This window comes from Devosia rhodophyticola, from assembly GCF_028816475.1.
Classification (GTDB): Bacteria; Pseudomonadota; Alphaproteobacteria; order Rhizobiales; family Devosiaceae; genus Devosia; species Devosia rhodophyticola.
In genome coordinates, this window is record NZ_CP118247.1 from 19,154 (window position 1) to 38,436 (window position 19,283).

Sequence of the window (19,283 nt, forward strand, 5' to 3'; positions counted from 1 at the left end):
GCCCCTCCTAATGCGCTACAGCCGCAGCAACCGCCGCCGGAGCGTCAATTGCAGCACTATATTGGGAAACGAGCGCATTGACCGAGGCCGCAGTGGCATCGAGAATTGGCGCTGGATAGAAACCGAAGAAAATGATCAACACGATCAACGGGTAAAGAGTGAGCTTTTCACGCAAATTCAGATCGAGAATGCTCATGAGGTTTTCTTTGGTCAACGAACCAAAGATGATCCGGCGATAAAGCCACAGGGCATATCCTGCCGAGAAAATCACCCCGAAGGCAGCGCCAAAGGCAACCCATGTATTGATCTGGAAAATCCCGATCATGGTGAGGAACTCGCCGACGAAACCCGATGTGCCAGGCAAGCCAACATTGGCCATGGTGAATACCATGAAGGCAAAGGCGTAACGCGGCATGCGTTCAACGAGGCCACCATAGGCCGTAATATCACGGGTGTGCATGCGGTCATAAATAACGCCAACACTCAAGAACAGCGCCCCAGAAACAATCCCGTGCGAGATCATCTGGAACACGGCGCCCTGAATGCCCAGTGCATTGCCCGCAAAAATGCCCATGGTCACAAATCCCATGTGGGCAACCGACGAATAGGCGATCAGTTTTTTCATGTCCGTCTGAACCAGAGCGACCAACGAGGTCACAATGATTGCGGCGACCGACAGCACGAAGACAAAATTGGCAAAATAGAGCGAAGCGTCCGGGAACATCGGCAGCGAAAAGCGCAGGAAGCCATAGCCACCAAGTTTAAGCAGGATTGCTGCCAGAATGACGGAACCAGCGGTGGGAGCCTCAACGTGCGCTTCTGGCAACCAACGGTGAAACGGCCACATCGGCATCTTGACCGCCAACGAGGCAAAGAAGGCCAACCAAAGCCAAGTCTGCATGCCCGCCGGAAATTCATGGGTCAAAAGCTTGGAAATGTCGGTAGTGCCCGCATTCCAGTACATGCCCATGATGGCCAGCAGCATCAACACCGAGCCGGTGAAGGTATAAAAGAAGAACTTGTAGCTGGCCTGAATACGCCGCTTACCACCCCATATCCCGATGATCAGGAACATCGGCAGCAGCGTGCCTTCAAAGAACACATAGAACATGGCCAGATCGAGGGTGGTGAATACCCCGATCATCAGCGTCTCCAGGATCAGGAACACGATCATGTATTCGCGTACGCGAACCTGAACAGATTCCCAGCTGGCCAGCACACAGAACGGCATCAACAACGCCGACAGCACGACGAACAGCACAGAAATGCCGTCGACACCGACACGGTAGCCGATGCTGTCACCGATCCAGGGTTTGTTGACAACAAATTGGAAACCGGGATTGGAAGCGTCAAATTGCGCCCAGACCATCAGCGACAGTAGTAGCGTCACCAAAGTCGCAATCAGGGCAATCCAACGGATTCGATTGAGCGAGCCTTCATCCTTGCCGTTGATGAACAGCAAGATCAGAGCGCCCAATAGCGGTAGGAACGTGGTGAGCGTAAGGATGGAGTTATCGAAATTCATCAGATCAATCCCCCGGCCGCGATGGCCCAGGTCAAAAGAGCTGCCACCCCAATGAGCATGGCGAAGGCATAATGGTAGAGATAGCCTGACTGCAGGCGAACCACCCAAGCGGTAACATTCTGCACCCGCCGGCCTAGACCTTCAGTGATCGTTTGATCGATGAGTTGATCGTCGAACCGTTTCCAGAGCAAGCGACCAACCCACAAGGCTGGGCGGACAAATATCCGATCGTACAGTTCGTCAAAATACCATTTGTTCAACAGGAACTGGTAGAGGCCCGGATTGGTGTCGGCCAGCCTTTTGGGCGTGCTTGGATCGCGGATATACATATACCAGGCAATGATAAAGCCAAAGACCATGGCAAGGCTTGCCGACCATTTCGCCCATATTGGCGCGGCGTGGGCGCCTTCAAGAATTTCATGATCAATAACGATCGCACCGTTGAAGAAATGCTCGATGTGCTCGATGTCGTGGAAGAATATGCCATAGAATACAACGCCGCTGAGAACAGCACCCGCCGCAAGGAAATAAAGCGGCACCAGCATGACGTTGGGGCTTTCATGGGCATTATCATAGGCGCTGCCATGATCGTTGGCATGCTCATCATGGGCATGATCCTGGCTGGGTGCGTCGTGGCGCGGCTTGCCATGGAAGGTCATGAAAATGAGGCGCCACGAATAGAAGCTCGTGAACAGCGCCGCGATAACCAAACTCCAGAAGGCAAAAACGCCCGCATTGCCGCCAACCGCATAGGCGGCTTCGATGATCGAATCCTTGGAGAAGAATCCGGCAAACCCGAATGAAGTGCCCGGAATACCGACGCCCGTGAGTGCCAACGTGCCGATCAGCATCATGGCATAAGTCACCGGAATCTTGTGGCGCAATCCGCCCATATTCCGCATGTCCTGCTCGTGGTGCATGGCATGAATGACGGAGCCGGCACCGAGGAACAGCAACGCCTTGAAAAAGGCATGGGTAAAGAGGTGAAACATACCGGCAGAATATGCCCCTGCCCCGAGTGCTACAAACATGTAGCCAAGCTGTGAGCAGGTCGAATAGGCGATCACGCGTTTGATGTCGTTTTGCACCAGTCCGACAGTCGCGGCAAAAAAAGCCGTGATGGCGCCGATAATCAGGACAAAAGTCATGGCGGTGGGCGACGCTTCAAACAGCGGCGACAAACGCGCCACCATGAATACGCCGGCCGTCACCATCGTTGCCGCATGGATCAGAGCCGAAACTGGTGTCGGGCCTTCCATGGCATCTGGCAGCCAGGTGTGTAGCAAGAACTGAGCCGACTTGCCCATCGCGCCCATGAACAGCAACAGGCAGACGACCGTCATTGCATCAAGATTCCAGGAAAGAAAATTGATGTTGGTCCCTTTTGCGCCCTCAACCGCGTGGAACGCACCATCGAAATCGATTTGGCCGAGCACCATGAATGCGCCAAAAATGCCGAGGGCAAAGCCAAAGTCACCGACACGGTTGACAATAAAGGCCTTCATGGCAGCGGCGTTGGCTGACGGTTTTGTGTACCAGAAGCCAATGAGCAAGTACGATGCAAGACCTACGCCTTCCCAACCAAAGAACATCTGGAGAAAGTTGTCGGCAGTCACCAGCATCAGCATGGCAAAGGTAAAAAGCGAGAGATAGGCAAAGAAGCGCGAACGATGCGGATCGTCGTGCATATAGCCGATCGAATAGACGTGCACGAGGCTTGAAACTGTATTGACGACGACCAGCATGATGGCGGTCAGTGTGTCAACGCGCAGCACCCAGCGCAAATCCATGTCACCGACCTGGATCCAGCGCATAACCTCGACCTTGGTGGCCTCGACGTGAGCGGCCCCTTCAGCAACCTCGCCGCCGCTAAAGGCGATGGGCAGGAAGATGATCCATGACAGCACCGCACCAACGATCAGCAAACCGGTGGTTATATATTCACTGTTTCGGTGACCAATCTGACGGCCAAAGAGGCCAGCAATAAGCGCGCCGATCAGAGGCAAAAAAACAATCGCTTGAATCATGGCGAGCTACTAGCCCTTCATCATGTTGACATCGTCAACCGCAATCGAGCCGCGGTTACGATAGAAAATTACAAGTATTGCCAAGCCAATCGCAGCCTCGGCAGCTGCCACCGTCAGGATCAAGAGGGCAAAAACCTGCCCTTGGAGATCATTGAGTGCAGACGAGAACGCGACGAAATTGAGGTTCACCGCCAACAGGATCAGCTCGACCGACATCAGGATAATGATGACGTTCTTGCGGTTGAGGAAAATGCCGAACACGCCCAGCGTGAACAGGATTGCTGCTACGGTCAGATAATGACCGAGCCCGATTTCCAAGCCCATGTTCGCCCCCTACAGTCCTTGACCGCTTTTGACTTTGACAATCTTCATCGCATCGGCTGGCCGACGCGCTGACTGAACGGCAGGATCTTGCCGCTTGACGTTGACCTTGTGGCGCAATGTCAGAACGATGGCGCCAATCATGGCGACCAGCAAAACAGCCCCGGCACCCTCAAACAGGAAGGCGTAGCGCGTATAAATCACCAGACCGAGTGCCTTGGTGTTCTGTACACCCATATCTATTGGTACGGTTGCAACGCCACTGAGTTGCGGCGCTATCACAAAGCTACCTGCGACCAACAATAGTTCGAGCAGGAATATGATGCCGATGACCACGCCGATGGGCATGTATTGCAATATGCCCTGTCGCATAGATCCAAAATCAACATCGAGCATCATCACAACGAACAGGAACAGCACCATCACCGCGCCGACGTAGACCACGACCAGCAACAGGGCCAGAAATTCAGCGCCTGCCAGCAGAAACAGGCCCGATGCGTTCAAAAATACCAGGATCAGGAACAACACCGAGTGAACCGGATTGCGCGAGGAAATCACCATCAGTGCGGAAATTACCGCGATAGTTGAAAAGACATAGAAAAAAATTGCGGAAGGCTCATCGTCTTCCCTCTCAGCGATAAGGTGCGTCGGCGAGCAGATTGTGCGCAATCTCGCGCTCCCACCTGTCACCATTCGCCAAGAGCCGCTCTTTGGAAAAATAGAGCTCTTCGCGTGTTTCTGTTGCAAATTCGAAGTTCGGACCTTCAACGATGGCGTCTACCGGGCAGGCTTCCTGACAGAAACCACAATAGATGCATTTGACCATATCGATGTCATACCGAACCGTGCGGCGCGTACCGTCGTTCTGGCGCGGCCCGGCTTCGATAGTAATCGCCTGAGCCGGGCAAATGGCCTCGCACAGCTTGCAGGCAATACAACGCTCCTCACCGTTGGGATACCGACGAAGCGCATGCTCGCCGCGAAAACGAGGGCTGACGTGCCCCTTTTCGAAGGGATAGTTGATGGTCGGCTTTGGCTTGAAGAAATAGCGCATCGACAGAAAGAACGTCGAAACGAATTCCCTGAGCAGCAGCGCGTTAAGGAATTGGACAGCACGCATCAGGCAACCCCTCCGTGCCAGCCCCAGCCGGTCAACTGAAGAATGAAAGCTAAAATGATGACCATCGCCAGCGACAGCGGCAGGAAGACTTTCCAGCCCAAGCGCATCAGTTGGTCGTAGCGATAACGAGGAACGAATGCCTTGACCATGGCAATCATGAAGAACACCAGCGAGGTCTTCAAAATGAACCAAATTGCTCCCGGTATCCAGGTAAAGGGCGGCAAATCAATCGGTGACGCCCATCCACCTAAAAACAGGATGGTGGTCAAGGCACACATCATGATGATCGAGATGTATTCGCCCAGCATGAACAGCAGATAAGGTGTTGAAGCGTATTCGACCATGAAACCGGCAACCAGTTCAGATTCGGCCTCAGGTAAATCGAATGGAGGACGGTTTGTTTCTGCCAGTGCGGAGATGAAGAACACAACGAACATGGGGAACAACGGCAGGAAGAACCAGTTGAGGAACGCCAGTTGCGGCAACCCGATCAAATGAGCCAGCCCCATTTCCTTTTGGGCAATCACAATGTCGGTCAGGTTCAATGAGCCAACGCAGAGCAAAACCGTGATAATGACGAGGCCAATTGAGACTTCATAACTGACCATCTGCGCTGCAGACCGCAGTGAACCCAAGAACGGATATTTCGAGTTGGAGGCCCACCCCCATTATGACGCCGTAAACACCAAGCGAAGAGATTGCCAAGAGATAGAGAATGCCCACATTAAGATCGGTAAGGGCCCAGCCTTCATCAATCGGGATCACGACCCACGCTGCGAGCGCCAGCATTGCCAGCACAAATGGCGCCAATAGGAAGACCGCCTTGTCCGACCCCGCCGGAATTACCGGTTCCTTGAGTACAAATTTGAGCAAGTCGGCAAAAGACTGCAACAGGCCGAATGGGCCGACTACGTTGGGGCCGCGCCGAATTTGCACGGCGGCCCAGATCTTGCGGTCAGCCAGTAGTATGTATGCAGTGAAAATCAGCAGGGCAACGAGCAGTAGAAGGCCCTTGTAGACAAAGCCGATCTGTGTGCCGCCCAAGCCGGGCACACCTAGCAGATAGTCGAGCACTGAAAGAATAAAGTCCATAACGCTCCCCTACTCCGCCGCCTGTCGCAGACCGGCAGCGGTCGCGGCGCACTCACCCATTGTGGCCGAAGCCCGGGCGATCGGATTACTCAGATAAAATTCGCTAATCGGCGAAGCAAAACTCGCCTTACTGACCTTTGCCGACGCATTGGCAAGCTTTTTGACCTGCGCCAGTTTGCCTGGCTCGATAGTGTCGATGCGTGCGAGATGCGGGAAGGTCGCATAAATGGCGGCGCGCAGCTGGGCCAACGAGTTGAATGGCAACGGATTGCCCAACACGCCGGACAGCGCCCGAACGATTGCCCAGTCTTCCTTAGCTTCACCGGGCGGAAACACGGCTCGGGCCGTCATCTGAACGCGACCTTCGGTATTAACGTAAGTTGCGCTTTTTTCGGTGTAGGTTGCGCCGGGCAGAATGATATCGGCGCGGTGAGCCCCGTTGTCACCGTGCGTGCCGATATAAACAACCAGCGTGTCGCCAAGCGTGCTCAGATCATATTCGTCTGCGCCCAACACAAAGAGAACGTCAGCGTCGCCTTTGAGCAAGGTTGCGGTGTTCATTCCGCCCTTGCCCGGCACAAAACCAATATCGAGTGCGCCTACGCGAGCAGCACCATTGTGGAGAATAGCCAGCCCGTTCCAATCCTCGGCGATGTCATTGCCCGACGTTGCCAATGCTGCGGCTTGCGCCAGGACTTCGGCCGTTGCAGCGCCTTCCCCGACGATCACGAGCGGGTTCTTGGCCTTCGCCCAGGATTCCGCGAATTCTCCTTTGCCAGCGGCCAGGTCGGCCAAGCTCTGCCCGCCGACACCCAGATGCGTGTAGCTATAGGTCAAATCATTGGCCTGCCCAATAACGCCGATTGGCAAGTTGCTAGCGCGCCAGGCCTTGCGAATACGGGCGTTCAACACGCTTGCTTCGTGGCGTGGGTTGGTGCCAATCAAAAGGATCGCGTCAGCCTGTTCAATTCCAGCGATCGTCGGATTGAAAATATAGCCAGCACGTCCCTTGTTGGGGTCAAGTGCCGAACCTGCAGGCCGTGCGTCTATGCTGGTGGAACCGAGCGAGGCGAGTAACGCCTTGAGCGCGAACATTTCTTCTACACCCGCCAGATCGCCTGCGATCGCGCCAATTTTTGCGCCCGGCTTCTTAACGGCCTTGGCAATGGCCGCAAAAGCCTCGTCCCAACTGGCAGCGGCAAGTTTTTTGCCTCGCCGCACGTATGGACGATCCAGACGCTGGTTTTTCAGGCCGTCCCAGATATAGCGGGTCTTGTCAGAAATCCATTCTTCGTTGATCGCTTCATTGACGCGCGGCAGGATGCGCATGACGGCGCTACCGCGGCTATCAACACGAATGCTGGAGCCCAGAGCATCCATCACATCGATGGATTCTGTCTTGGTCAGTTCCCAAGGGCGGGCATGAAAGGCATAGGGCTTGGACGTCAGTGCACCAACCGGACAAAGATCAACAACATTGCCTTGCAATTCGCTCGATAGTGCCTTTTCGAGATAGGTGATGATCTCCATGTCTTCGCCACGCCCGATTGCGCCCATTTCGGCGACACCGGCGACTTCGGTCGTAAAGCGGACGCAACGCGTGCATTGAATGCAGCGCGTCATGGAGGTCTTGACCAGCGGGCCCATATATTTGTCTTCGACGGCGCGCTTGTTTTCATCAAAACGCGAGCCGGAAACGCCATAGGCCATGGCCTGATCCTGCAGATCGCATTCACCACCCTGATCGCAAATCGGGCAATCGAGGGGATGGTTGATCAACAGGAATTCCATCACGCCTTCGCGGGCCTTCTTGACCATGGGCGTGTTGGTGAACATTTCGGGCGGCTCGCCGTTCGGGCCGGGCCGCAGATCCTTGACGCCCATGGCGCAGCTTGCCGTCGGCTTGGGCGGTCCGCCCTTCACTTCGACAAGGCACATGCGACAGTTGCCAGCCACGGACAGACGTTCGTGATAGCAAAAACGCGGAATTTCTGCGCCCGCAGCTTCAGCCGCCTGCATTAGCGTATAGTGGTCTGGAACCTCGACGAGCTGGCCGTCAATCTTGATTGAAGTCATGAGCCTTACTCCGCCGCAATCGAGGGCACGGCGCCATCGGAGGTGGAACTATAAGTGTATTGGTCGATCCGCTCCTCGATCACATGCCGAAAGTTTCGGATCAACCCCTGGATCGGCCACGCCGCGGCATCGCCCAAGGCACAAATGGTATGGCCTTCGATCTGTTTGGTTACTTCGAACAGCATGTCGATTTCGCGCTTTTGAGCGCGCCCTTCGACCATGCGCGCCATGACGCGCATCATCCATCCGGTCCCTTCGCGGCAAGGCGTGCATTGACCGCAACTCTCATGCTTGTAGAAAGCCGACAGGCGCCAGATGGCTTTGATGATATCGGTCTGCTTGTCCATGACGATCACGGCAGCCGTGCCCAACGAAGACCCCACTTCCTTAAGGCCATCAAAATCCATGACCGCATGGCGAATTTTTTCGCCTGGAACGCATGGTACCGATGCACCACCCGGGATCACGGCCAGTAGATTATCCCAGCCGCCGCGAATACCGCCGCAGTGCTTTTCAATCATTTCCTCGAAGGTGACACCCATGGCCTCTTCGAATGTTGCTGGGGTATTTACGTGACCCGAAACGCACATCAGCTTGGTGCCGGTGTTGTTGGCGCGGCCAATGGAAGCGAACCAGGCACCCGAGCGACGCAGGATTTCGGGAACGACGGCAATTGATTCAACGTTGTTGACGGTTGTTGGATTACCATAAACGCCCATGCCCGCCGGAAACGGTGGCTTGAGTCGTGGCTGGCCTTTTTGCCTTCCAGTGACTCCATAAGCGCCGTTTCTTCGCCACAAATATAGGCGCCAGCGCCGTGATGGACGATAATATCCAAGTCCCAGCCATGGATATTATCCTTGCCGATCAGCTTGGCCTCATAGGCCTCTTCAACGGCACGCTCAAGGTTTTGCCGCTCACGGATGAACTCGCCGCGGACATAGATAAACGCCAGGTGCGCATCCATGCCGCGCGCCGCCAACAAACATCCCTCGATCAGATGCTGAGGGTCGTGCCGCAGGATTTCGCGATCCTTGCAGGTGCCCGGCTCGGACTCATCGGCATTGACCAGCAGGTAATGTGGGCGTCCATCATTGACCTTGGGCATGAATGTCCACTTCAGGGCGGTTGGAAAGCCGGCACCGCCGCGTCCGCGCAACCCCGAAGCCTTGACTTCACTGGTAATCCAGTCGCGTCCGGCGTCGATAAATTCTTTCGTACCGACCCAGGCACCGCGTTCGCGTGCGCCGGCCAGGCTCCAGTCACCACGACCATAAAGATTGGTGAAAATGCGATCTTTGTCAGCGAGCATCGTTCACTCCTACCGTGGCTTCTTGCCGAAGACACGGACATATTCGGCCTCACCACCCCGAGCGAGCGCGTCGGCCTGCTTTAGCCAATCGTCGCGGGTAATCCGACCTTTGAAACTCAAAACATCTTCAACCCGAACCAAATCGTCGGGCGTAAAAGCTGCAACCTGCGACCATTTGGTAATGCCCAATTGGTTGAGTTTGCGTTCCAGCACCGGCCCCACGCCTGAAATCAGCTTGAGATCATCGGCTGGCCCCTTTGGCGCTGCAAACAGCGGCGCGGTCGTCGATCCAGCTTTTTCCTGGCGCATCGTCAGAACTTGCCGACTGCCTTGCCACCATTGACTTTACCGGCCTTGGACTCGGCACCAACTGTCTTTTCGCGCATCGCCTTGTTGGGCTTGCCGTTTGCCTTTGCGCTGGCGGCGCTGGCCGCCCGCTCGCTCTCGGCCTTTGTCTCGGAAACCTTCGCCCGCTTCGGTGTTCCCTTTAGCGCGGGGGCTGATTCTTCAGTGACTGCCTGCTTTTTTGTCGATACCGCAGCGCTTGGCGCAGCAGGTATTGCTGGCTCATTTCCGCCCGTTGCAGGTGGCACAAATTTGCTTCGTTTGGCGCTTGGCTTTTCCGTCAGCGTTGTTGCGCCACCCAAAGCTGCCGAATACTGCCGATCAACTTGCGGTCCAGGCTTGATCGTATCGCCCTTGCCAGCAGCAAAAGCATCGACGATTTCATCGAAGCGTTCAGCGGACAGATCCTCGTACGTGTCGTGGAAAATCGCCACCATAGGCGCATTGACACAGGCGCCCAGACATTCAACCTCTTCCCAACTCATGGTGCCTTCGGCATTGAGATGGTGCGGTTCGGGATGGATTTTTGACTTGCAGATATCGATCAGTGCTTCAGACCCGCGCAGCATGCACGGGGTCGTGCCGCAAACCTGTATGTGGGCTTTGCTGCCCACCGGTGCCAACTGGAATTGCGTATAGAATGTAGCCACTTCCAGAACACGGATATAGGCCATGCCCAACATGTCGGCGACAGTCTCGATCGTGGCGCGGCTGATCCAGCCATCCTGATCCTGCGCCCGCATCAAAAGCGGGATGACAGCCGACTGCTGACGACCGGCGGGATAGAGCCCGATTTTCCATTCAGCCCATTTGGCATTGTCATTACTGAAAGCGAATGCAGCCGGTTGAACCGACTCATCTGCAAGGCGACGCGCAACCATCAGCGATCAACCTCTCCAAACACGATATCGAGTGAGCCAAGAATGGCGGCGACGTCTGCCAGCATGTGGCCACGACAGAGGAAGTCCATGGCAGCGAGATGGGCGAAACCGGGGGCCCTAATTTTGCAGCGATACGGCTTGTTAGTGCCGTCCGAGACAAGATAGACTCCGAATTCTCCCTTGGGTGCTTCGACGGCGGCATAAACTTCGCCCGCTGGCACCTTGAAACCCTCAGTATAGAGTTTGAAGTGATGAATCAGGGCTTCCATCGACTGCTTCATTTCAGAGCGCTTGGGCGGCACAACCTTGCCGTCGGCCGACGATACCGGCCCCTTGCCCTCTGACTTGTTCAGCTTGGCGATGCACTGTTCCATGATGCGGACGGACTGGCGCATTTCTTCCATGCGAATGAGGTAGCGATCATAGCAGTCGCCGTTGGAGCCGACTGGAATGTCAAATTCCATCTGGTCATAGCAATCGTATGGCTGGCTCTTGCGCAAATCCCAGGCAGCACCGGAACCGCGAACCATGACACCCGAAAAGCCCCAGGCCCAGGCTTCCTCAAGAGTAACAACACCAATATCAGCATTGCGCTGCTTGAAAATACGGCTCTCAGTAATGAGCCCATCGATATCTTCAAGCGCCTTGGGGAAGGTCTTGCAGAAATTGGCTATGTCGTCGACCAGATCCTGCGGCAGATCCTGGTGCACACCGCCGGGACGAAAATAGGCTGCGTGCATGCGCGCGCCCGATGCCCGCTCATAGTAGCCCATGAGAATTTCGCGCTGCTCGTAACCCCAAAGCGGCGGCGTCAGAGCGCCAACATCCATGGCCTGCGATGTCACATTAAGCAAATGCGACAACAGGCGACCTATTTCCGAATATAGTACCCGGATCAATTGGCCGCGCATCGGCACTTCCAGGCCCAGCAGACGCTCAACGCCAAGCGCAAATGCATGCTCCTGATTCATCGGAGCCACGTAATCGAGGCGATCGAAATAGGGCACTGCCTGCAAATAGGTCTTGTGCTCGATCAGCTTTTCGGTGCCGCGATGCAGCAAACCGATATGAGGATCGACCCGATCAACAATCTCGCCATCAAGCTCCAGCACCAGTCGCAACACACCGTGGGCAGATGGGTGCTGTGGACCAAAATTGATATTGAAGGTACGGACTTCAGCTTCTGCGGTCATTGCTTCGCCTTCTCGTCACCGGGCAGCACATAGTCGGTACCTTCCCAAGGTGACAAATAGTCAAACGAACGAAATTCCTGAGCCAATTTCACCGGCTCATAAACAACCCGCTTGCGCTCTTCGTCATACCGCACTTCAACGTACCCGGTCAGCGGGAAGTCCTTGCGCAATGGATGACCATCGAAACCGTAGTCAGAAAGAATACGACGCAGATCAGGGTGCCCCGAGAACATCATCCCATAGAGGTCATAGGCTTCGCGCTCGAACCAGTCCGCACCGATAAAAACACCGGTAAGGCTAGGAACCGGGTCCACGTCGTTGGCGGCCAGTTTGACACGTACGCGTTGGTTCTTCTTGGGGCTGAGGAAATGATAGACAACCTCGAAGCGCTGATCACGCTCAGGGAAGTCCACCCCGCAAATATCGATGAAATTGATGAACTGACATTGCGAGATCGTCGCGCAGGAATGTTGCGACGTCGACAATGGATTCACGAGTGACCGTGACCGTAAGCTCACCAAAGCTGATCCTGTGATCGAGAACCGCCTCGCCTAGTGCGCTAGCGATATGCTCGCCGAGCGCGGCTAGCGGATCGACCTGAACTGCCTCATCCATGGGCCGAAATCCTAACGCTCAATGGTGCCGGTGCGGCGGATTTTCTTTTGCAAGAGCAAAACGCCATACAACAGGGCTTCCGCCGTCGGGGGGCAGCCCGGCACATAAATATCGACAGGCACAACGCGATCACAACCGCGAACCACCGAATATGAATAGTGATAATAGCCGCCGCCGTTGGCGCAACTTCCCATCGAGATGACATAGCGCGGCTCGGGCATCTGGTCGTAAACCTTGCGCAGCGCAGGTGCCATTTTGTTGGTCAGCGTGCCCGCCACAATCATCACATCAGACTGACGTGGGGAAGCACGTGGAGCGAAACCGAAGCGTTCCGCGTCATAACGCGGCATCGACATCTGGATCATTTCAACGGCGCAACACGCCAGTCCAAAAGTCATCCACATCAAGCTTCCGGTGCGCGCCCAGTTGATCAAATCGTCGGTTGCAGTAACCAGAAAACCCTTGTCGGCCAGCTCGTCGTTGATGTCGGTGAAGAACGGGTCGTTAGCACCAATTGGCTTGTTTGTGCGCGGGTCGATAATGCCCTTGGACTGTGGGGCGACCAACGTGCCGGTGTGTTCGCTCAATCCCATTCCAGGGCTCCCTTACGCCATTCATAAATAAACCCGACTGTCAGCACGCCGAGAAAGATCATCATCGACCAGAAACCGAACCAACCCACGTCCCTGAACGCAACTGCCCACGGGAAGAGGAAGGCGATTTCAAGATCAAAGATGATGAAGAGGATCGACACCAGATAGAATCGGACGTCGAATTTCATGCGGGCGTCGTCAAACGCATCAAAGCCACATTCGTAGGCGGATACTTTTTCCGGATCGGGGTTTTTGACCGCGAGGATAAATGGCGCCACCAGCAGGGCTAGCGAAATCAGCCCGGATAACCCAAGGAAAATGACAATCGGTAGATAGTCGCTGAGCAAATCAGTCATGCGGCAGCCCATGTTAAATGCCGGCCTGGCGACCGGGGCGCGGCCAGGCGAGCAATTGGGGCAAGCCGGGCGATGCAAATATGTTGGGTAGGGCTTAGCCCTTCCCAAACCGTGTTTCAAGGGAAAGAATATATGACAAAAATTATCATGTTAATTTCCGAACTGGGGGTAGCATTTCGTTGCTATGGTCGACGGAAATCCGGCACATAATCATGCCACCGGCTCCTTATGGCGAAATCTCGGCCCTCTGCTCCGTCCTCGCGGCGCCTGATTGAACTCAGCGCCTTCAGTATCGCACAAAACAAAACGGCCCCGCCGTGGCGGAACCGTTTTACTTCAAACCATTTCGACGAATCGCCGCGGCGATTCGTCGAACGGAGTTTGCAAGACATCATGGTTTTGACCCCGGCAATCAGCCGAGGTCAGAATTGCGTTGTCGCAAATTAGAAGTGGTAGAATACACCGACGGTTGCCTTGGCGGATTCAAAGAAGTCGTCGCTGCCGCCGTCAAAGTCGCCGAGGCCGAGGATTTCGCCACGAACCGACACGCTGTCGGTCACAGCAACATCAACACCGCCGCCCAGAGCATAAACGCCAGTCGAAGTGCCTGAATTGGTGACTGCACCAGCACCGGCTGCCGCGTAAACCAGCACATTGTCGGTCGCTACAACGCCAACATGCGCGAGAGCCAGGAACAAGCCAGAGTCGTTGCCGCTGCCGAAGACGTAGTCGCCCTGAACTTCGAGGCCGAGAACGATTGGATCAGCAACGATGAAATTCACGCCGACGATACCACCGATAACACCTTGGGTGTTACCTGCAGAAAGACCAACAACACCGGGAGTGCCGTTGAATACGCCGCCAGCTTCGATACCAGCATAGAGGCCTTCCCAGCTAAAACCGTTAGCCTGATAAACTGGCTGCGGGGTAGTTGGGATCATCAGATCTGCAGCCTGAGCGCCGGAGACCATAAGTGCTGCCGCAGCAACACCAAACGAGAGAGAACGTACAAACATATCTTGCACTCCATAGATTTAATCGTAGTCGTCATGATAGATGACTCAGCAGCCCCCTGCATGCAACCCCGCGCGAGCCCAAATTGAGTAGCGCGGATAACATTTTGTGACCATTTCGGGGTGGGTGTTGCGCGAATGAAACGCATTTGGCCCAATTTGAGACAAACTTTATCAAATGGCTCACCCAACACGCCTGTTTGCGTGATCATTTTGGATGGTGAACCACCTTGTAACACACGCAATGAATCGAAAGATTCGGGCACCGTGGCCGACCGTTACGCGCTAGAAGTGGTATGCGGCACCGATGGTAAATTGATCCTTGGCGATGCTGCCCTCTCCTGGGAAAGCGTGCACATACTGCCCGCGGAGCGAGAAGTCGTCTCCAACCGCTATTTCAACGCCGGCACCTGCCAACCAATCCTGCTCGTCAGGCACGCCCAGATCGACGCCATATCCGGCCGCGCCGTAGACCAGCACGTTGTCGGCAACTATCACGCCCGCGCGTCCTAAAATTTCCGCATAACTTGTGGACCCTGGACCGCCGGTCAGACCTTCGATGTTCACTTCACCGCCCACCAGATAGAAACCGAATGCGGCATTGACGCCCAGATTGACGCCCAGTCCATATTGGGTTCCGCCAATCGCATTCGTCTGGATGCCTGTAAAGATACCGGAATAGAACCCGTTCCAGTCAAAAGCTGGCTTCGAATAGTTGGAAACCTGCACTGGCAAGGTTACGGGAATGGAACTTTGCTCGGCACCAAGCCCTGAAGCCCCAGAAAAACTGGCCACCAGTACAGAAAGCAACACTGCTCCGAACATCCGCACGGCTGTTCTCCATCATTCCACAGCGGCCCAACGCATCTTCGCAATGGCGGGTTCCGCTTCTTCGCATACTCCCAGTTTCGCCGACCTTTGTGAGTGAAGTGAGGTCAGCCGACGGCAGAAAAGTGATAGTGTCAGCCCAAAGATGGCCCACTCTCAAATCAAAGCAAAGTGATTAGCGCTTCAGAGGCACTATTCTCTCACTCGTGACTTGATCTGCGCTCACCGAGAACTGCGACCTTGGATGGCTGGTTGCGCCGGAATTGACCAACGCCGCGCATTGAGTCGCTGCAAGCTCGATCCGCGCCAAAATCGTTGGGTCCGTCGGCTCCCCGCCGGTGAAGCTGGTATCTTCCGCATAGATGGCCGTGGGGATGGTCAACGCAGAGAAAAATCCGAACAACGGGCGCAACTGATGTTCAACCATCAGGGAGTGCCGCTGCCCGCCCCCGCTGGCGGACAAGATGACAGGACGCCCGATCAACGCCTCGAATTCAACAAAGTCGAACAGATGTTTGAAGAGGCCGGTATAGGAACCCTTGTATACCGGACTTGTCACAACCAAAATATCGGCGCGCTCGATGGCTTCGATTATCTCCAACGCTTCGGACCCAAGCTGATTGCGCAGATAAGCGCCAGCCAGTCCCGCGCCCGCATCGATTATGTCGTAGTGGATGATATTGGCGGGCACATGCGCCTGCACCCTGCGGGCGATCAATTCAGCCAGGTTCCAGGATCGTGAAGGTCTGTGAGTATTGCCGCTAATTGCTACGATCTTGAGCCGGGCCGATGGCACTGCCGCCATAAAGAAATTCCTGTACTTGTTCGACAGTACAATAGGGACGGTCCGACCCTAAACCAAGCCTTGGTAACAAAAATGTCCGGCAACGTATTGGCGGTGCCGGACACAGATCTGGTACGAAATTGAACTCTATCGCTGGCTGACCAGTACGGGCTTGACTGAGTACGCGTTCGGGAACATCGCCTTGAGGTTCTCGATTTTCGGCAGATCGTTGTAAACGATATAGGGGTAGGTTGGATTGTTGATCAGGAAGTCCTGATGATAGTCCTCAGCCGGGTAGAACTTTTTGCCAGTTTCAATCGTTGTCACGATTTTCCCCGGAAAGGTGTCAGTGCCGCCCAGCTGATCAATGTAAGCCTTGGCGACCTTTGCCTGTTCACCATCAACCGCGAAAATGGTCGACCGGTACTGCGTGCCGCGATCCGGCCCCTGATAGTTCAACTGCGTTGGATTATGCGCCACCGAGAAGAAAATCTGCAGCAATTCGCCATAGCTGACCTTGTTTGGATCATAAGTGATCTGCACAGTTTCGGCGTGCCCGGTGCGACCTGTCCCGGTGGTTTCATAGTTGGCCGTGTCCGCGCTTCCGCCTTCATAGCCTGAAACCGCATTCTTGACGCCAACAACATGCTGAAAGACCCCCTGCACGCCCCAGAAACAACCGCCGGCAAATGTTGCAACGGCCGTTGATCCGCTCGCCGCGATATCCATGCTAGGCGCCGGGATTTCGTACGCCGGCTCTGCCGCTAAAACCGAGACCTGATTAATCGAGAGCGTCACGACAGACACCAACAAAAGCCCAGCCAGCAATTTGGTTATTTTGGTGTGCCCCTGGGCAGCACTTTGGGGAATCTCAACCGTTGTCATCACATTCTCCTCTGGCGACAATTGGGGTAAACCCGCCTTGCCGCGTTCTGACCGACATCGCGTCGGCAGGTGTTGTTAATCACTGAATCATATTGACCGTCAGCGCCCAATAAGATCACGCCGAAATGAAAGCGTCTCCGCGTTCAGATCTTGTTATGACTGACCATTCGTATCGAAGTGAGGATTGGTTACAGACCACACGGACCTGTTACATTGAGCACCGTATGGCGACGTGCTGTTCCCTCAATGAGGGCAGTAGCAATGTTTGAATTGCAAAATTCAACACCCCGTCCGGGCGGCGCGACCACTTTTCAGAAATTGCAATAATTTCAATGAGAAAAGTGGCGCGAGAGACGGGGCTCGAACCCGCGACCTCCGGCGTGACAGGCCGGCACTCTAACCAACTGAGCTACTCCCGCAGCGGCAAACTAGGCGTCTGCGCAACGTGGGTGTCGTGTACCGATGCCCCAGAATTAAGTCAAGCACACATGTGCATTCTTTATGACATTTATTGCTTCGTCCCCCGATCAACGCATTGCGGGATCAGGCGAGCATGCGCATCGGTCATAAAATCCAGCCAACAATGTCTACGGCGCTAATCCACCGTTCAAAATGGTGATGTTGGGAGAGGATTGGTTCTCACCGAGGAAAATGGCGGGCGGTGACGACCTCGAACCGCCGAAATCTTCGTTTACAAGAGTTCCCTTATTTCATCAGTTGAAACTATGCCGGATCGAAGACACGGAGAGCTGCTGATCATCCCCGCGCTGGCTCACCATGGAGTTGGCGTTGTGATCTTCGGGCTTAGGCGCGGACGATGTACCAGGCTATGCCGCCTCCATGAAGGACTTACTTCATTCTCACTTCGAGGGCTTTGCGCCACTAGGCCATGGGAACTACGCCCTATATCGCCTTTTATATCGCGCCAGTTTCCAATATCCATGCATGCGCGAAGTTAAGGCGCTTGATTGACACACAAAGCCGCGACAATATGCAAGAAAAGGCAAGTCTATTTGGCAATGGCAATGGATGGAAACAATATGCGCTTTGCAATCTACCTGCTTACGTTGGTATTCGGTCTTCTGTTTTGTGGCACGGCATTCGCCCAAACTGCGACACCGATGGCCAACCCCAGCGAGGCGCTGGACACGATGATTGCAGCAGTCGCCGCGCGCGACGCCGATGCGATTGCGGCGCTCTATACCGACGATGCCCTGTTGCTTGGTTCAAACTCCAATGCACTATCTGGACGAAAAGCGATCCGAGACGTGTGGGCGAACAATTTTTCTGGCGGGTATTCCGTTCTCGAAACCGGCAACCCGCGCACGGAACGCGGCACGGATCGGGCGGCAGTGATCTTTGTCTGGCAGGCGACCATCCGCCCGAACGGAGCGGCCGAGACATTCATCCAGGGTCGTACGATGTTATATTTCAGGCTCGCTGAGGGCGGATGGTTGATATCCGCGGATATGTGGCAGCCTACGCCTTAAAATCAGTGACCTTGGTATTTTTTCGGATGGGGTAATAAACTTACCGATACCTGTTTCTACAACGTCACCAAAAAGTGGGTAGGAATGATGAAAACAAAGGTGGGATAATGGTGGGCGATGACGGACTCGAACCGCCGACATCCTCGGTGTAAACGAGGCGCTCTACCAACTGAGCTAATCGCCCGAAGCACCATCACTGCTGTTCGGTGGCTCTGATTAGGGCCAGCGCCGCGCGGCGTCAACCCATCAAAATCAGGAAAAGCAATGGCCCCGGCTTAAATCGCTCGGGGCCAATCGGCACGTCGCAATATGACGTGCTCAGTCTGGAAGAATATCAGGGGCAAAGCTCGTCTGTTGTGCGGCCTTGCACCAGATTTGGATACAGGCCAGATTGGCAGCGCCGCGGTCGATCCTGAATAAATTCTTCCAAGTCTTCTTAGTTGATAGCGTCTTTAAGACCCTTGCCGGGCTTGAATTTTGCCTGGTTGGAAGCCGGGATCTGGATTTCTGCGCCGGTAGCCGGGTTGCGGCCGGTGCTGGCCTTGCGAGCGGAGACGGCGAAAGTGCCAAATCCAACCAGACGAACTTCTTCCTTTGCTTTGAGCGAAGCGGTGATTGCCTCAAATACCGCATCAACGGCTTCGGCAGCCTGAGCTTTGGTCAGGGTTGCCTTTTCGGCAACGATGCCGATCAGATCATTTTTGTTAGCCATAGTGTTTTCCTCACTGTCGAATGCCCGCCCAAGCTGGCGAACCAAAACGCCGCCACCTTTTTGCGATTCTGCGTGAAAGGCAAGGAAATCCGGGCGCTTTGGAATTTTCGAGCGT

General features: G+C 55.0%; 16 protein-coding genes, 2 tRNA genes and 4 pseudogenes. 1 reads left to right on the forward strand and 21 read right to left on the reverse strand.

Annotated elements, in window-relative coordinates:
• Positions 1 to 7 precede the first annotated feature (7 nt).
• The 19 genes and pseudogenes from PSQ90_RS00085 to PSQ90_RS00170 all read right to left on the reverse strand — a co-directional run bounded on the left by PSQ90_RS00085 (position 8) and on the right by PSQ90_RS00170 (position 17,385).
• A complete protein-coding gene (locus tag PSQ90_RS00085) occupies positions 8 to 1,525 on the reverse strand; it encodes an NADH-quinone oxidoreductase subunit M (RefSeq protein WP_282211433.1) in 1,518 nt (505 codons plus the stop codon).
• On the reverse strand, positions 1,525 to 3,552 hold the full coding sequence (gene nuoL, locus PSQ90_RS00090) for an NADH-quinone oxidoreductase subunit L (RefSeq protein ID WP_282211434.1): 2,028 nt from the start codon (positions 3,550 to 3,552) through the stop codon (positions 1,525 to 1,527). The genes PSQ90_RS00085 and nuoL overlap by 1 nt, the downstream gene beginning before the upstream one ends.
• A gap of 9 nt (positions 3,553 to 3,561) precedes the next feature.
• On the reverse strand, positions 3,562 to 3,870 hold the full coding sequence (gene nuoK / locus PSQ90_RS00095; RefSeq protein ID WP_282213112.1) for an NADH-quinone oxidoreductase subunit NuoK: 309 nt from the start codon (positions 3,868 to 3,870) through the stop codon (positions 3,562 to 3,564).
• Between the two features lie 15 nt (positions 3,871 to 3,885).
• On the reverse strand, positions 3,886 to 4,533 hold the full coding sequence (locus PSQ90_RS00100) for an NADH-quinone oxidoreductase subunit J (protein ID WP_282213113.1): 648 nt from the start codon (positions 4,531 to 4,533) through the stop codon (positions 3,886 to 3,888).
• Positions 4,505 to 4,993, reverse strand: coding sequence for an NADH-quinone oxidoreductase subunit NuoI (nuoI, locus tag PSQ90_RS00105; RefSeq protein ID WP_282211435.1), 489 nt, complete (start codon positions 4,991 to 4,993; stop codon positions 4,505 to 4,507). The genes PSQ90_RS00100 and nuoI overlap by 29 nt, the downstream gene beginning before the upstream one ends.
• A pseudogene (gene nuoH / locus PSQ90_RS00110) lies at positions 4,993 to 6,085 on the reverse strand (NADH-quinone oxidoreductase subunit NuoH). Before nuoH ends, nuoI begins: the two are co-directional and overlap by 1 nt.
• 9 nt (positions 6,086 to 6,094) lie before the next feature.
• Positions 6,095 to 8,161 (reverse strand): NADH-quinone oxidoreductase subunit NuoG, encoded by a 2,067-nt coding sequence (gene nuoG, locus PSQ90_RS00115; protein WP_282211436.1) that lies wholly within the window; start codon positions 8,159 to 8,161, stop codon positions 6,095 to 6,097.
• Positions 8,162 to 8,166: 5 nt separating this feature from the next.
• A pseudogene (gene nuoF / locus PSQ90_RS00120) lies at positions 8,167 to 9,473 on the reverse strand (NADH-quinone oxidoreductase subunit NuoF).
• Between the two features lie 9 nt (positions 9,474 to 9,482).
• The gene (locus PSQ90_RS17070) at positions 9,483 to 9,782 is read right to left on the reverse strand and encodes a hypothetical protein (protein ID WP_407648140.1); all 300 of its coding nucleotides are present in this window, start codon (positions 9,780 to 9,782) and stop codon (positions 9,483 to 9,485) included.
• Between the two features lie 313 nt (positions 9,783 to 10,095).
• Positions 10,096 to 10,699: pseudogene (nuoE, locus tag PSQ90_RS17075) on the reverse strand (NADH-quinone oxidoreductase subunit NuoE); the annotation flags it as partial.
• Positions 10,699 to 11,892: an NADH-quinone oxidoreductase subunit D gene (locus PSQ90_RS00130; protein WP_282211437.1), complete on the reverse strand. Its 1,194-nt coding sequence runs from the start codon at positions 11,890 to 11,892 to the stop codon at positions 10,699 to 10,701. The pseudogene nuoE and the gene PSQ90_RS00130, both read right to left, overlap by 1 nt.
• Positions 11,889 to 12,507, reverse strand: a pseudogene (locus PSQ90_RS00135) (NADH-quinone oxidoreductase subunit C). Before PSQ90_RS00135 ends, PSQ90_RS00130 begins: the two are co-directional and overlap by 4 nt.
• A gap of 11 nt (positions 12,508 to 12,518) precedes the next feature.
• On the reverse strand, positions 12,519 to 13,100 hold the full coding sequence (locus PSQ90_RS00140; RefSeq protein WP_282211438.1) for a NuoB/complex I 20 kDa subunit family protein: 582 nt from the start codon (positions 13,098 to 13,100) through the stop codon (positions 12,519 to 12,521).
• The gene (locus PSQ90_RS00145; protein ID WP_282213114.1) at positions 13,091 to 13,456 is read right to left on the reverse strand and encodes an NADH-quinone oxidoreductase subunit A; all 366 of its coding nucleotides are present in this window, start codon (positions 13,454 to 13,456) and stop codon (positions 13,091 to 13,093) included. Before PSQ90_RS00145 ends, PSQ90_RS00140 begins: the two co-directional genes overlap by 10 nt.
• A 443-nt stretch (positions 13,457 to 13,899) precedes the next feature.
• Entirely contained in the window at positions 13,900 to 14,472 is a 573-nt protein-coding gene (locus PSQ90_RS00150; protein ID WP_282211439.1) for an outer membrane protein, read from the reverse strand.
• A 282-nt stretch (positions 14,473 to 14,754) separates the two neighbouring features.
• Positions 14,755 to 15,294 carry an outer membrane protein gene (locus PSQ90_RS00155; RefSeq protein ID WP_282213115.1) on the reverse strand — a complete coding sequence of 180 codons (540 nt, stop codon included), beginning with the start codon at positions 15,292 to 15,294 and terminating at the stop codon, positions 14,755 to 14,757.
• 178 nt (positions 15,295 to 15,472) lie between these two features.
• Positions 15,473 to 16,102, reverse strand: a complete 630-nt coding sequence (msuE, locus tag PSQ90_RS00160) for an FMN reductase (RefSeq protein WP_282211440.1) — start codon at positions 16,100 to 16,102, stop codon at positions 15,473 to 15,475.
• 126 nt (positions 16,103 to 16,228) lie between these two features.
• A complete protein-coding gene (gene msrA / locus PSQ90_RS00165; RefSeq protein WP_282211441.1) occupies positions 16,229 to 16,966 on the reverse strand; it encodes a peptide-methionine (S)-S-oxide reductase MsrA in 738 nt (245 codons plus the stop codon).
• Between the two features lie 342 nt (positions 16,967 to 17,308).
• Positions 17,309 to 17,385 (reverse strand) — tRNA-Asp (locus tag PSQ90_RS00170).
• 621 nt (positions 17,386 to 18,006) lie between these two features.
• Between PSQ90_RS00170 and PSQ90_RS00175 the strand changes: the two genes are divergently transcribed.
• A complete protein-coding gene (locus PSQ90_RS00175) occupies positions 18,007 to 18,456 on the forward strand; it encodes a YybH family protein (RefSeq protein WP_282211442.1) in 450 nt (149 codons plus the stop codon).
• A gap of 108 nt (positions 18,457 to 18,564) precedes the next feature.
• On the opposite strand, the gene PSQ90_RS00180 is transcribed toward PSQ90_RS00175, so the two are convergent.
• Together PSQ90_RS00180 and PSQ90_RS00185 are read right to left on the reverse strand one after the other, a co-directional pair.
• Positions 18,565 to 18,640 (reverse strand) — tRNA-Val (locus PSQ90_RS00180).
• 252 nt (positions 18,641 to 18,892) lie between these two features.
• Positions 18,893 to 19,168, reverse strand: coding sequence for an HU family DNA-binding protein (locus tag PSQ90_RS00185; RefSeq protein WP_282211443.1), 276 nt, complete (start codon positions 19,166 to 19,168; stop codon positions 18,893 to 18,895).
• Between the last annotated feature and the right edge of the window lie 115 nt (positions 19,169 to 19,283).

What these genes read in the sequence shown, in the direction of transcription:
- PSQ90_RS00085 (WP_282211433.1), bottom strand. Translation starts at nt 1,525, where the DNA reads ATGAATTTCGATAACTCCATCCTTACGCTCACCACGTTCCTACCGCTA.
- nuoL (WP_282211434.1), bottom strand. Translation starts at nt 3,552, where the DNA reads ATGATTCAAGCGATTGTTTTTTTGCCTCTGATCGGCGCGCTTATTGCT.
- nuoI (WP_282211435.1), bottom strand. Translation starts at nt 4,993, where the DNA reads ATGCGTGCTGTCCAATTCCTTAACGCGCTGCTGCTCAGGGAATTCGTT.
- nuoG (WP_282211436.1), bottom strand. Translation starts at nt 8,161, where the DNA reads ATGACTTCAATCAAGATTGACGGCCAGCTCGTCGAGGTTCCAGACCAC.
- PSQ90_RS17070 (WP_407648140.1), bottom strand. Translation starts at nt 9,782, where the DNA reads ATGCGCCAGGAAAAAGCTGGATCGACGACCGCGCCGCTGTTTGCAGCG.
- PSQ90_RS00130 (WP_282211437.1), bottom strand. Translation starts at nt 11,892, where the DNA reads ATGACCGCAGAAGCTGAAGTCCGTACCTTCAATATCAATTTTGGTCCA.
- PSQ90_RS00140 (WP_282211438.1), bottom strand. Translation starts at nt 13,100, where the DNA reads ATGGGATTGAGCGAACACACCGGCACGTTGGTCGCCCCACAGTCCAAG.
- PSQ90_RS00145 (WP_282213114.1), bottom strand. Translation starts at nt 13,456, where the DNA reads ATGACTGATTTGCTCAGCGACTATCTACCGATTGTCATTTTCCTTGGG.
- PSQ90_RS00150 (WP_282211439.1), bottom strand. Translation starts at nt 14,472, where the DNA reads ATGTTTGTACGTTCTCTCTCGTTTGGTGTTGCTGCGGCAGCACTTATG.
- PSQ90_RS00155 (WP_282213115.1), bottom strand. Translation starts at nt 15,294, where the DNA reads ATGTTCGGAGCAGTGTTGCTTTCTGTACTGGTGGCCAGTTTTTCTGGG.
- msuE (WP_282211440.1), bottom strand. Translation starts at nt 16,102, where the DNA reads ATGGCGGCAGTGCCATCGGCCCGGCTCAAGATCGTAGCAATTAGCGGC.
- msrA (WP_282211441.1), bottom strand. Translation starts at nt 16,966, where the DNA reads ATGACAACGGTTGAGATTCCCCAAAGTGCTGCCCAGGGGCACACCAAA.
- PSQ90_RS00175 (WP_282211442.1), top strand. Translation starts at nt 18,007, where the DNA reads ATGCGCTTTGCAATCTACCTGCTTACGTTGGTATTCGGTCTTCTGTTT.
- PSQ90_RS00185 (WP_282211443.1), bottom strand. Translation starts at nt 19,168, where the DNA reads ATGGCTAACAAAAATGATCTGATCGGCATCGTTGCCGAAAAGGCAACC.